This is a genomic window from Bacillus sp. Marseille-P3661 (assembly GCF_900240995.1).
Taxonomy (GTDB): domain Bacteria; phylum Bacillota; class Bacilli; order Bacillales; family Bacillaceae_J; genus OESV01.
Window position 1 is genome coordinate 253,724 of the sequence record NZ_LT965953.1, and the last position, 12,207, is coordinate 265,930.

Consider the following 12,207-nt stretch of genomic DNA (forward strand, 5'->3'; position numbering starts at 1 on the left):
AATCAACAGGAAAGTTTAACCAGCCACAAATATAAAAAAGATAGGTTTTCATTTTAAGGAGGAATACACATGGCAGTTAAAGTTGGTATTAATGGATTTGGTAGAATTGGACGTAACGTATTCAGAGCAGCATTAAAAAATCCCAATGTAGATATTGTAGCAATTAACGACTTAACAGATGCTAATATGCTAGCGCACCTTCTTCAATATGACACAGTTCATGGAACGTTTGAAGCAAAGGTTGAAGTTAGTGGAAATAACCTTATTGTGAATGGACAAGAAATTACTGTTAAAGCTGAACGTGATCCAGCTGCACTTGGCTGGGGCGATCTTGGTGTAGATGTTGTTGTTGAATCAACTGGACGTTTTACGAAACGCGCAGATGCAGCAAAACATCTTGAAGCTGGTGCGAAGAAAGTGATCATCTCTGCTCCTGCAAGTGATGAAGATATCACGATCGTTATGGGCGTTAATGATGATAAATATGATGCTGGCAGCCACCATGTTATTTCAAATGCATCTTGTACAACAAACTGCCTTGCTCCATTTGCTAAGGTTTTAAATGACCAATTCGGTTTAAAGCGCGGTATGATGACAACTGTACACTCATATACAAATGATCAACAAATTCTGGATTTACCACATAAAGATTATCGTCGTGCACGTGCAGCAGCTGAAAATATTATTCCTACAACAACAGGTGCTGCAAAGGCTGTTTCATTAGTTCTTCCTGAGTTAAAAGGAAAACTAAATGGTATGGCAATGCGTGTTCCAACACCAAACGTATCATTAGTAGACCTTGTTGCAGAATTAGATAGAGAAGTAACGGCTGATGAAATAAATGCAGCATTTAAAGCAGCAGCGGAAGGTCCATTAAAAGGAATTTTACATTATAGCGAAGAACCACTTGTTTCAAGAGACTATAATGGATCACCATTTTCATCATCAATTGATGCTTTATCAACAATGGTATTAGAAGGAAACATGGTAAAAGTTATTTCTTGGTATGATAACGAAAGTGGATATTCACACCGTGTTGTTGACTTAATTGATTACATTGCTAAGCAAGGACTTTAATTAGTATCCTTCACTTGAAGGTCTTAGCTCAATGATAAAAAAATTCTCAGGCTTCCGCTATATAGTAGTGGGAGCCAAGTTTTTATCATACTTTATAAAAGTTTCCTCTAAAAAATATGGCACGACACTAATTTGCCAAATAACGTGTTTTTCTAAAACTCGAATGGATAACGAGTTTTAATGACAAGATCCGACATAATGGCTAGAAGTTTGTAAACAAGTTTTTCTAAAAAAATAAACAACTTTAGTGGACAGTTGGCTGTTACAGTTTATAATCAAATATAGGAAACAGAGGGAAATACTACCTCTGTTCAATTTTATGAACAAAATTAATTGAAGGAGGCGCAATCTATGAATAAGAAGTCGATTCGAGACATTGATGTCAAAGGTAAAAAAGTATTTTGCCGCGTAGACTTTAATGTTCCCATGCAAGACGGAGCAGTAACGGATGATACTCGTATTCGTGCTGCATTACCAACGATTCAATATCTAAGTGAGCAAGGAGCAAAGGTTATTCTTGCAAGCCACCTAGGTCGTCCAAAAGGTCAAGTGGTCGAAGAGATGCGTTTAGATGCGGTTGCAAAGCGTCTACAAGAGTTGTCTGGACAAGCTGTTAAGAAAACAGCTGAAGCATATGGACCAGAGGTGGAACAAGAGATTGCAACGATGAATGATGGCGATGTCCTTCTATTAGAAAACGTCCGCTTTTATCCTGGCGAAGAAAAGAATGATCCTGAGCTAGCGCAAGCATTTGCAAGCTTAGCAGACATCTATGTGAATGATGCATTCGGAGCTGCACACCGTGCGCATGCATCAACGGAAGGGATTGCAAACCATTTACCAGCGGTTGCAGGCTTTTTAATGGAAAAAGAGCTTGAGGTTTTAGGTAAGGCATTGTCTAATCCAGATCGTCCGTTTACAGCGATTATTGGTGGTGCAAAGGTTAAAGATAAAATTGGTGTTATCGAAAACTTGCTAGAAAAAGTAGACAACTTAATTATTGGCGGTGGCTTAGCTTACACGTTTGTTAAAGCCCAAGGTCTTGAAATTGGACAATCTTTGTTAGAAGAAGACAAGATTGATTTGGCTAAATCCTTTATGGAAAAAGCAAAAGAAAAAGGCGTAAACTTCTATATGCCAATTGATGCTGTCGTTGCCAATGAATTTTCAGCTGATGCTGAAACAAAAGTTGTAGATATTGACTCGATTCCAGCTGACTGGCAATCGCTTGATATTGGTCCAAAAACAACTGAAAAGTATCGTGAAGTGATTCAAAACTCGAAGCTTGTAATTTGGAATGGCCCGATGGGAGTATTTGAGTTTGAAAAATTTGCAGGCGGCACAAAGGGTGTGGCGCAGGCTTTAGCAGATGCTAATAATACATATACAGTCATTGGCGGTGGAGATTCTGCAGCTGCTGTTGAGAAATTTGGATACGCAGACCAAATGGATCATATTTCTACTGGCGGTGGTGCTTCACTTGAGTTCATGGAAGGAAAAGAGCTTCCAGGTGTTGCGGCATTGAATGATAAATAGGTAGCTTAAGATTATCTTGGAAAATGCTGTTTGGAAGGTTTTGCGGACAAATAGTGCCTTATTTGCATAAAAACGGGTGATTGACAGGCTTTTCCGGACAAATAATTCGTTATTTACATAAAATCAGTAGATAATAGGCGAATTACCTTGTAATAGCGGAATAAATGTCCGTTAACATTTTAAAAAGGCCCTTTTTAACAGAGATAAGGAATCTAATGTCCGGTAAAGATTAACAAGCGTTTAGCTATTATAGAAATGTTTTTTGAAAATTAAAATAATGGTTTGCGGAATGACACATAATGTGTAAAAATATTGGAGGTGCATTTAAACATGAGAAAACCAATCATCGCAGGAAACTGGAAAATGCATAAGGTCCTTTCTGAAGCAACAAGCTTCGTTGAAGAAGTAAAGAATAATATTCCTTCACCGGATGTCGTCGATTCGGTTGTTTGTTCGCCGTTTTTATTTTTAGATCGACTCGTACACGCATCACAAGGCACCAACTTGAAAATCGGTGCGCAAAATATGCATTTTGAAGATAGCGGTGCTTTTACAGGTGAAGTAAGTCCAGTTGCTCTTAAAGATCTCAATGTTGATTACGTCATTATTGGTCATTCAGAGCGCCGCGAAATGTTTGCGGAAACAGATGAAACGGTTAATAAGAAAGCACATGCTGCTTTTCTTCATGGGTTAATTCCAATTGTTTGTGTTGGTGAAACTCTAGAGCAGCGTGAATCGGGCACAACGAATGACATTGTGGGCGCTCAAGTTGAAAAGGGGTTAGCTGGATTAACAGAGGCACAAGTCAAGAATGTTGTGATTGCGTATGAGCCAATTTGGGCGATTGGTACGGGTAAATCATCATCTGCAGCAGATGCTGATGAGGTATGCGGCTATATTCGCCAAGTGGTGGGAAAATTATATTCAAAAGAAGTGGCTGATACCGTTCGCATTCAATATGGTGGCAGTGTAAAGCCAACAAATATTGGGGAATATATGGCGCAGCCTAATATTGATGGTGCGTTAGTCGGTGGTGCGAGTCTTGAACCAAGCTCGTTCTTACAGCTTTTGGAGGCAGTTAATAATGGCTAGAAAACCACATGCTTTAATTATTTTAGACGGATTTGGGTTGCGTGATGAAGTCAAAGGTAATGCTGTTGCACATGCAAAAAAGCCGAACTTTGATCGCTACTGGGAACAGTATCCGCATTCCACGTTAACCGCGTCTGGAGAAGCCGTTGGGTTACCCGAGGGTCAAATGGGAAACTCAGAGGTTGGACATTTAAATATTGGCGCAGGGCGTGTTGTCTACCAAAGTCTAACTCGTGTGAATGTCGCCATTCGTGAAGGCGAGTTTTTCCAAAATGAAACCTTCCAGGCGGCCATTCAGCATGCAAAACAAAATAATACAGCTCTACATATCTTTGGATTATTATCTGATGGCGGTGTACATAGTCACATTAATCATATGTATGCGTTATTAAAAATGGCCAAAGAGGACGGTGTTGAAAAGGTATACGTCCATGGCTTTTTAGATGGACGAGATGTTGGTCCACAAACTGCGAAGGAATTTATTCTTCAAGCCGAAGCGAAGATGAAAGAAATTGGTGTTGGCCAATTTGCAACCATTTCTGGACGTTATTATGCGATGGACCGTGATAAGCGCTGGGATCGTGTTCAGAAATGTTATGATGCGATGGTGTATGGCAAGGGCCCAAGCTATCAATCTGCACAAGAATGTATTGAAGACTCTTATAATAATGGTATTTTTGATGAGTTCGTACTGCCATCAGTCATTTTAAAAAATGATGGTGAACCGATTGCGAAAATGTCTGATAATGATGCTGTTATTTTTTATAACTTTAGACCAGATCGTGCGATTCAAATTTCACGCGCGTTTACAAACGAAGACTTCAGAGAATTTGACCGCGGACCAAGTGCTCCGAAGGACTTATACTTTGTATGTTTAACGCATTTTAGTGAAACAGTTGATGGCTACGTCGCATTTAAGAGTGTGAACTTAGATAATACATGCGGCGAAGTGCTTTCGCAGCATGGCTTAAAGCAGCTGCGCATTGCTGAAACGGAGAAGTATCCGCATGTTACGTTTTTCTTCAGCGGTGGTCGTGAAGAAGAATTCCCAGGTGAAAAACGAATTCTAATTAATTCACCAAAGGTTGCTACATATGATTTGAAACCGGAAATGAGCGCTTATGAAGTGACTGACGCTCTTTTAGCAGAAATCGAAAATGATAATCATGATGTGATTATCTTAAACTTTGCAAATCCTGATATGGTTGGACATTCTGGAATGCTGGAGCCAACTGTTAAAGCGATTGAGACCGTTGATGAATGCCTTGGCAAAATCGTGGACGCGATTATCGCAAAAGATGGTGTGGCTATCATTACGGCAGACCATGGAAATGCAGATGAAGTGATTACATTGGAGGATACCCCAATGACGGCACATACAACAAATCCAGTGCCAGTGATCATCACAAAAAATGGCTTGAATTTGCGAAATGATGGTATTTTAGGCGATTTATCGCCCACACTATTAGATGTATTAGGCGTTGAAAAGCCAAAAGAAATGACAGGGAATTCATTAATTATTAAATAGTTTAAGTTGATTATAAAAACTCGGATCGAATTTTCTAAGAAAAAGGAGAGATTAACTATGTCAATTATTGTTGATGTTTATGCTCGCGAAGTACTGGATTCACGTGGTAATCCAACAGTGGAAGTAGAAGTTTATACAGAATCAGGTGCAATGGGGCGTGCGTTAGTTCCAAGTGGTGCATCTACTGGTGAATATGAAGCAGTTGAATTACGCGATGGTGACAAAGATCGTTACCTAGGAAAAGGTGTTTTAAAAGCTGTTGAAAATGTAAATGAAAAAATTGCGCCAGAAATTATCGGTTTTGACGTAACAGATCAAGTTGCGATTGACCAATATTTAATGGAATTAGATGGCACTGAAAACAAAGGGAAATTAGGTGCTAACGCAATTCTAGGTGTTTCCATGGCCGTAGCACGTGCTGCAGCAGACTTCTTAGAAGTTCCACTTTATGCATACCTTGGTGGGTTCAATGCGAAAACATTACCAACGCCGATGATGAACATCATTAACGGTGGAGAACATGCCGATAACAACGTGGATATTCAAGAATTTATGATTATGCCAGTCGGTGCGGAAAACTTCCGTGAGGCATTACGCATGGGCGCAGAAATTTTCCATAACTTAAAAGCTGTTCTGAAAGCAAAAGGCTTAAACACAGCTGTAGGTGATGAAGGTGGTTTCGCACCAAACCTTGGATCAAACGAAGAAGCGCTTCAAACGATTATCGAAGCGATTGAAAAAGCAGGCTACAAGCCAGGTGAGCAAGTTAAACTTGCAATGGATGCTGCATCTTCTGAGTTTTACAATAAAGAAGATGGCAAGTATCATCTTAAGGGTGAAGGTGTTGTTAAAACTTCTGCAGAAATGGTTGATTTCTACGAGCAACTTTGCAACAAGTACCCAATCGTTTCAATTGAAGACGGCCTAGATGAAAACGACTGGGAAGGCCACAAAATGTTAACAGAGCGCCTAGGCGGCCGCGTACAATTAGTAGGTGACGATCTATTCGTTACAAATACGAAAAAACTTTCTCAAGGTATTGAGCAAGGCGTAGGTAACTCAATCCTTATTAAAGTGAACCAAATTGGTACATTAACAGAAACATTTGATGCAATTGAAATGGCAAAACGTGCAGGCTATACGGCTGTAATTTCTCATCGCTCTGGTGAAACAGAAGACAGCACAATTGCTGACATTGCAGTTGCTACTAATGCTGGTCAAATTAAAACAGGTGCTCCATCACGTACAGACCGCGTTGCGAAGTACAATCAATTACTACGAATTGAAGATCAATTAGGTGAAATGAGCCAATATGCTGGCGAAAAAGCATTTTATAATTTAAAGAAGTAAGAATTAGTTGAAGATCGAGCACTCTATATTGGGTGCTCGGTCTTTTTATTTTGCCTGATGTGGGTGGTAAAGAGCGAAGGTAATTGATTTAAGCGAGAAAGTTGGCTAGTTAATAGCGGAATTACAATTTGTAAGCGGATTTGAGGAGTTTATAAGCGGAATTGGATGGGTTATAAGCGAAATTTTTGATTTATAAGCGGATTATAGAAAATGTAAGCGGAAATTGAGACTTTATAAGCGAAAGCCTTGATTCCTCAAATTGGCCATTACATACATACTACTTTATTCAAAATACAAACATATCGTAAAGATGCTCTTTAAATGAATAAAATGCCGGTTATTAGATGGTAACTTGCTATAGATTATGGATCGTTTAGCAATAACAGTTGAGCTGTATAATAATGTAACTAGCTGTTAAACCGGGCATTTCACTATATCAACTAGTTGATCTTTTCATTCAATAGGGTAGCGAATTTGTAGGTTAAGGCAATATATTTGTGAATTAGGCTAGTTTATTTAATTTGCGTAAATAGATACTTTGGTATCAAGTTGGCGCGATAGAGGCTAAATGCATTAGTTGAAATACATAAATGGCAGTACATAATACAAACTTGTTATTTCTGATAAGATATGGTAAAGTAGGATTATTGCAAAGTGGGTATGTAGGAGGTATAGCAATGCATGCAGTAGCTGTAACGCTTTTAATTATAGTTTCTATTGGATTAATTGTTGTAGTATTACTACAATCAGGAAAAAGTGCGGGTTTATCAGGTGCCATTTCTGGTGGTGCGGAGCAGCTTTTTGGTAAACAAAAAGCGCGTGGTATGGATGCGGTTTTACACAAAGTCACGATTGTTTTAGCTGTTTTATTTTTCGTTTTAGCAATTGCTGTAACATATTTCGAAGTATAATCAATCAATGATACAAGCAGCAGGTGAGATTCGCCTGCTGCTTTTTGTGTATTTAAATCAATTTTGGTAAAAACTAATATAAATTAAGTATGTGGGAAAAGGGGATATTGAAATATGAAATTAATGCCGCCAAAGCCGTTTACTTTTGAAACCGATGGTGACCGAGCTGTACTACTACTTCACGGATTTACAGGGAATTCGGCAGATGTACGGATGCTGGGCCGGTTTTTAGAAAGTAAAGGATATACCTGTCATGCTCCTGTTTATAAAGGGCACGGCGTTTCACTAGAGGAATTGGTGGAATATGGCCCGGATGACTGGTGGGAGGATGTACGGAATGGCTATCAGTTTTTGAAAGATAAAGGCTATGAAAAGATTGCGGTGTGTGGAATCTCGCTTGGAGGGGTATTTTCTTTAAAACTGGGATACACTGAACCTATAAAGGCTATTATTCCTATGTGTGCCCCGATGTATATGAATAAAGAAGAAATAATGCTCCAAGGTGTACTTTCATATGCCAAGGAGTATAAGCGCCGTGAAGGCAAATCAGATGAACAAATTGCAGCTGAAATGGAAGAACTGCAACAAGCACCAATGAAAACGATACATGCTTTGCAAAATTTAATTGTCGATGTTAGAAAACAGATAGATCTTATTTATGCACCAACATTTGTTGTACAAGGTCGTCTGGATGACATGATTAACACTGACAGTGCCAATGTTATTTATGAAGAGGTTCAAACAGATCAAAAGAAAATAAAATGGTATGAAGAGTCCGGACATGCCATAACTTTTGATAAAGAGCGAGATCAGCTGCATGAGGATATATATGAATTTTTACATAATCTTAATTGGTAAAAGGAGGTTGAAATATGAGTCAAGAACATATTGATCGTTTATTATCGTTTATGAAGGAAGAATCTTATAAACCATTAACGGTTAAAGAATTAGAAGAAGCATTTGGAATTGAGGACTCAACGGAATTTAAAGAGTTCGTGAAGGCTCTAGTAATTATGGAAGAGCAGGGGTTAGTTGTTCGAACAAGAAGTAATCGCTATGGCATTCCAGAAAAAATGAACTTGGTTCGCGGTAAAGTCATTGCCCATTCCAAAGGGTTTGCATTTGTCGAGCAGGAAGATAAAAGCTTAGATGATATTTTTGTGCCGCCTTCAGAAATGAGAAGTGCGATGCATGGTGATATAGTTTTAGCCCGGATTGACCGTCATCCTGCAAATGGCCGTCCTGAAGGGTCGATTGTACGAATTATTCAACGCAGTATAACAGAAGTGGTAGGTACATATGTAGATAACCGATATTTTGGTTTCGTCATCCCGGATGATAAGCGAATCGGCAATGATATATTCATCCCAAAGGAAGCGAAAAATGGTGCGGTCGATGGCCATAAGGTTGTCGCTACGATTGTGAAATATCCTGAAGGCCGCATGAGCGCTGAAGGGGAAGTTAAAACAATATTAGGACACAAAAATGACCCGGGAATTGATATTCTCTCGATTATTCATAAACATGGCTTGCCGGGTGAGTTTCCACCTGAAGTGCTAGAACAAGCCAATTCTACACCAGATGAAATCGATCCAGATGAAATTAAAAACCGCCGCGATTTGCGTGATCAAGTGATTGTCACAATCGACGGTGCAGATGCGAAGGACTTGGATGATGCTGTTACCGTGACAAAGCTTGATAATGGTAACTATAAGCTAGGTGTTCACATTGCTGACGTATCTTATTATGTAACAGAAGATTCACCAATTGATGTGGAAGCCGCTGATCGTGGTACAAGTGTGTATTTAGTTGACCGCGTAATTCCGATGATTCCGCATCGCTTATCAAATGGCATTTGTAGTTTAAATCCGCAAGTTGACCGGCTGACCATGTCATGCGAAATGGAGATCGATCCTAACGGAGCTGTAGTGAGCCATGAAATTTTCCAAAGTGTGATTAAAACAACAGAGCGCATGACGTATTCAGATGTAAATAAAATTTTAGTGGATGCAGACCCAGAGGTGCTGTCAAGATATGAATCGCTAGTGCCGATGTTTAAGCTAATGGGCGAGCTTGCTGAAATTTTACGAAAAAAACGATTTGAACGTGGCGCGATTGATTTTGATTTTAAAGAAGCGAAAGTTCTGGTCGATGAGGAAGGTCACCCAACCGATGTTGTGATTCGTGAGCGATCTGTAGCCGAACGTCTCATAGAAGAATTTATGTTAGCAGCAAACGAAACAGTTGCCGAGCATTTCCATTGGATGAACGTACCGTTTATTTATCGTATCCATGAAGATCCGAAAGCTGAAAAACTGAACCGCTTTTTCGAGTTTATCACGAACTTTGGCTATGTAGTAAAGGGTACTGCAAATGACATTCATCCACGAGCATTGCAGCAAATTCTAGAAGAAGTTCAAGGTACACCAGAAGAAACCGTTATTTCAACCGTTATGCTCCGCTCGATGAAACAAGCGAAATATGACCCGGAAAGCTTAGGACACTTTGGGTTATCGGCTGAGTTTTACACGCATTTTACATCGCCAATCCGCCGTTACCCTGACTTAATCGTCCATCGCTTGATTCGTACGTATTTAATTGAGAAAAAATTAGATGAACAAACGCAGAAAAAATGGCAGGAAGACCTTGCAAATATTGCTGAGCATTCTTCAAACATGGAACGTCGTGCTGTTGATGCAGAGCGTGAAACGGATGATCTGAAGAAAGCTGAATATATGTTAGATAAAATTGGCGAGGAATTTGACGGCATGATTAGCTCGGTTACTAACTTTGGACTATTTGTTGAATTGCCAAACACGGTAGAAGGGCTTGTACATGTTAGCTATTTAACGGATGATTACTATCGTTATGACGAAGCTCATTATGCAATGATCGGTGAGCGCACAGGCAATATCTTTAGAATTGGTGATGAAATTACCGTTCGGGTTGTCAATGTTAATAAGGAAGAGCGCGTTGTTGATTTCGAAATTGTCGGCATGAAAGGAACAAGAAGGCCAACAAGTAAAGATGCCCCTAAGGTTATTAAGAGCGGCGGTCGCGGAAAATCACCAACCAAAACTAGAGACAGTCAGGAACGTCCTGGTAAAGGCCCTAAAAAGGATGATAAGAAGAAAAACAATAAACCGTATTATCAGAATGTAGGTAAAAAGAAAAAGAAGAAGAAAAAATAATAGTGAGCGATTACCAGGTATGGAACTTTTATGTTTCATGCCTGTTTTTTTAGTGCTAGGCCGTTTCTGCTGTTGAAAAGGGTGATGGGCTGGGCTGTGAGAATCGTTATTAGTTGCTGATATAATTCTAAAGTGGCAGATATATGTAGTGAAGTTGGGTGATATCCAATAAAAGTGGCAGATATATACGACGAAGTGGCTGATAAAAACTCTCGATAGAAGTGAATGGACTGCAAGATTGATATTAATCATTTTATAATCGCAGTATAGTGCTGCAAAAGTACGATTCAAACGCAAGATTGATATTAATTTTAGGAAGTTGCTGCAAATAAACTGCTGAACGCTAGTAAACAGAGCTCTGCTTGGATAATTATTTGCTGTTAATGTGAAAAATTTGGTATAGTAGGAATACGGTTGTTAGTAGGAGGGGTGGAAGATGCCTAAAGGTGCAGGCAAGGTTATTGCGCAAAATAAAAAAGCATACCATGATTATTTTATTGAAGAAACATACGAAGCGGGAATTGTGCTCCAAGGAACGGAGATTAAAGCCATCCGTGCAGGACGTGTGAACTTAAAAGAATCATATGCAAGGGTTCATAATGGGGAAGTTTACATTATTGGGATGCATATTAGCCCCTATGAACAAGGAAATCGATATAATCATGATCCATTACGTGAAAGAAAGCTACTGCTACATCGGAAAGAAATTAACAAACTACTTGGTGAAACAAAAGAGATTGGTTATTCACTTGTACCATTAAAGATTTATTTAAAAAATGGGTATGCAAAATTATTAATTGGTCTTGCAAAAGGTAAAAAGAATTACGATAAGCGTGAGACACTCAAAAAGAAAGAAGCCAAACGTGACATCGAGCGTGCCTTCAGAGAAAGACAAAAGATGTAGCTTACAAAAACTTACAATTGAAATTAGCGTTTAGCATGTTATAATAACTTATGTCACCGCGAGTGACACATAAATAAAACTCAAATTAGTACAGAGTATACAGAAACTTACAATTTGAAATTAACATACAGTATGTTATAATAATAAATGTCACAACATGTGACACAATCTTAGCTCAGCTTAACAAGTTTTTCCGGACGTCAACGTGCAGAATAAGATTCGACGTGACCTATAATAATGGGGACGCTACGGATTCGACAGGGATAGTTCGAGCTTAGGTTGCGAGTCGAGGGGATCGGCCTCGTTAAAACGTCAAAGCCTATAACTGGCAAACAACAAAACAACTTCGCTTTAGCTGCTTAATAAGCGCTTAGCGGTTCCTCCCTCCATAGCCCATGTGGTAGGGTAAGGGACTCACTCTTAGTGGGCTACGCCGGATTCCACCGTCTGAGGATGAAGGAAGAGAACAACCAGACTAGCTGACCGGACGCCTGTCGACAGGCATATGGCTCAGCGAAATGCGAATATGTCGACTACACTCGTAGAAGCTTAAGTGCCGTTATTTCTGGACGTGGGTTCGACTCCCACCGTCTCCACCAATACATAATTGGTGGTTTT

At 39.4% G+C, this 12,207-nt stretch carries 9 protein-coding genes and 1 other RNA gene; all 10 read left to right on the top strand.

The genetic code is table 11. From position 1 onward, the window contains the following. Positions 1-69 precede the first annotated feature (69 nt). The 10 genes from gap (at position 70) to ssrA (ending at position 12,188) form a co-directional block, all read left to right on the top strand. On the top strand, positions 70-1,077 hold the full coding sequence (gap, locus tag C1724_RS01135) for a type I glyceraldehyde-3-phosphate dehydrogenase (RefSeq protein ID WP_102344920.1): 1,008 nt from the start codon (positions 70-72) through the stop codon (positions 1,075-1,077). A 351-nt stretch (positions 1,078-1,428) separates the two neighbouring features. Next, positions 1,429-2,613, top strand: a complete 1,185-nt coding sequence (locus C1724_RS01140) for a phosphoglycerate kinase (protein WP_102344921.1) — start codon at positions 1,429-1,431, stop codon at positions 2,611-2,613. A gap of 330 nt (positions 2,614-2,943) precedes the next feature. Then, positions 2,944-3,705: a triose-phosphate isomerase gene (tpiA, locus tag C1724_RS01145; RefSeq protein ID WP_102344922.1), complete on the top strand. Its 762-nt coding sequence runs from the start codon at positions 2,944-2,946 to the stop codon at positions 3,703-3,705. Then, positions 3,698-5,233 carry a 2,3-bisphosphoglycerate-independent phosphoglycerate mutase gene (gene gpmI, locus C1724_RS01150; RefSeq protein WP_102344923.1) on the top strand — a complete coding sequence of 512 codons (1,536 nt, stop codon included), beginning with the start codon at positions 3,698-3,700 and terminating at the stop codon, positions 5,231-5,233. Before tpiA ends, gpmI begins: the two co-directional genes overlap by 8 nt. A gap of 57 nt (positions 5,234-5,290) precedes the next feature. Then, a complete protein-coding gene (gene eno, locus C1724_RS01155) occupies positions 5,291-6,583 on the top strand; it encodes a phosphopyruvate hydratase (protein ID WP_102344924.1) in 1,293 nt (430 codons plus the stop codon). A gap of 677 nt (positions 6,584-7,260) precedes the next feature. After that, complete coding sequence (gene secG, locus C1724_RS01160) at positions 7,261-7,494, top strand: preprotein translocase subunit SecG (protein ID WP_102344925.1); 234 nt, start codon at positions 7,261-7,263, stop codon at positions 7,492-7,494. A gap of 114 nt (positions 7,495-7,608) precedes the next feature. Next, positions 7,609-8,352 (top strand): alpha/beta hydrolase, encoded by a 744-nt coding sequence (locus C1724_RS01165; protein ID WP_102344926.1) that lies wholly within the window; start codon positions 7,609-7,611, stop codon positions 8,350-8,352. A 14-nt stretch (positions 8,353-8,366) separates the two neighbouring features. Then, positions 8,367-10,685, top strand: a complete 2,319-nt coding sequence (rnr, locus tag C1724_RS01170) for a ribonuclease R (protein ID WP_102344927.1) — start codon at positions 8,367-8,369, stop codon at positions 10,683-10,685. A 436-nt stretch (positions 10,686-11,121) separates the two neighbouring features. Further along, on the top strand, positions 11,122-11,589 hold the full coding sequence (gene smpB, locus C1724_RS01175; protein ID WP_102344928.1) for an SsrA-binding protein SmpB: 468 nt from the start codon (positions 11,122-11,124) through the stop codon (positions 11,587-11,589). Positions 11,590-11,828: 239 nt separating this feature from the next. Further along, positions 11,829-12,188: a transfer-messenger RNA gene (gene ssrA / locus C1724_RS01180) on the top strand. The last annotated feature ends 19 nt before the right edge of the window (positions 12,189-12,207 follow it).

Bases quoted from the DNA above. Each gene is read 5' to 3' on its own strand.
- eno (WP_102344924.1), top strand. From the start codon at position 5,291: ATGTCAATTATTGTTGATGTTTATGCTCGCGAAGTACTGGATTCACGT.
- tpiA (WP_102344922.1), top strand. From the start codon at position 2,944: ATGAGAAAACCAATCATCGCAGGAAACTGGAAAATGCATAAGGTCCTT.
- rnr (WP_102344927.1), top strand. From the start codon at position 8,367: ATGAGTCAAGAACATATTGATCGTTTATTATCGTTTATGAAGGAAGAA.
- gpmI (WP_102344923.1), top strand. From the start codon at position 3,698: ATGGCTAGAAAACCACATGCTTTAATTATTTTAGACGGATTTGGGTTG.
- smpB (WP_102344928.1), top strand. From the start codon at position 11,122: ATGCCTAAAGGTGCAGGCAAGGTTATTGCGCAAAATAAAAAAGCATAC.
- secG (WP_102344925.1), top strand. From the start codon at position 7,261: ATGCATGCAGTAGCTGTAACGCTTTTAATTATAGTTTCTATTGGATTA.
- C1724_RS01140 (WP_102344921.1), top strand. From the start codon at position 1,429: ATGAATAAGAAGTCGATTCGAGACATTGATGTCAAAGGTAAAAAAGTA.
- C1724_RS01165 (WP_102344926.1), top strand. From the start codon at position 7,609: ATGAAATTAATGCCGCCAAAGCCGTTTACTTTTGAAACCGATGGTGAC.
- gap (WP_102344920.1), top strand. From the start codon at position 70: ATGGCAGTTAAAGTTGGTATTAATGGATTTGGTAGAATTGGACGTAAC.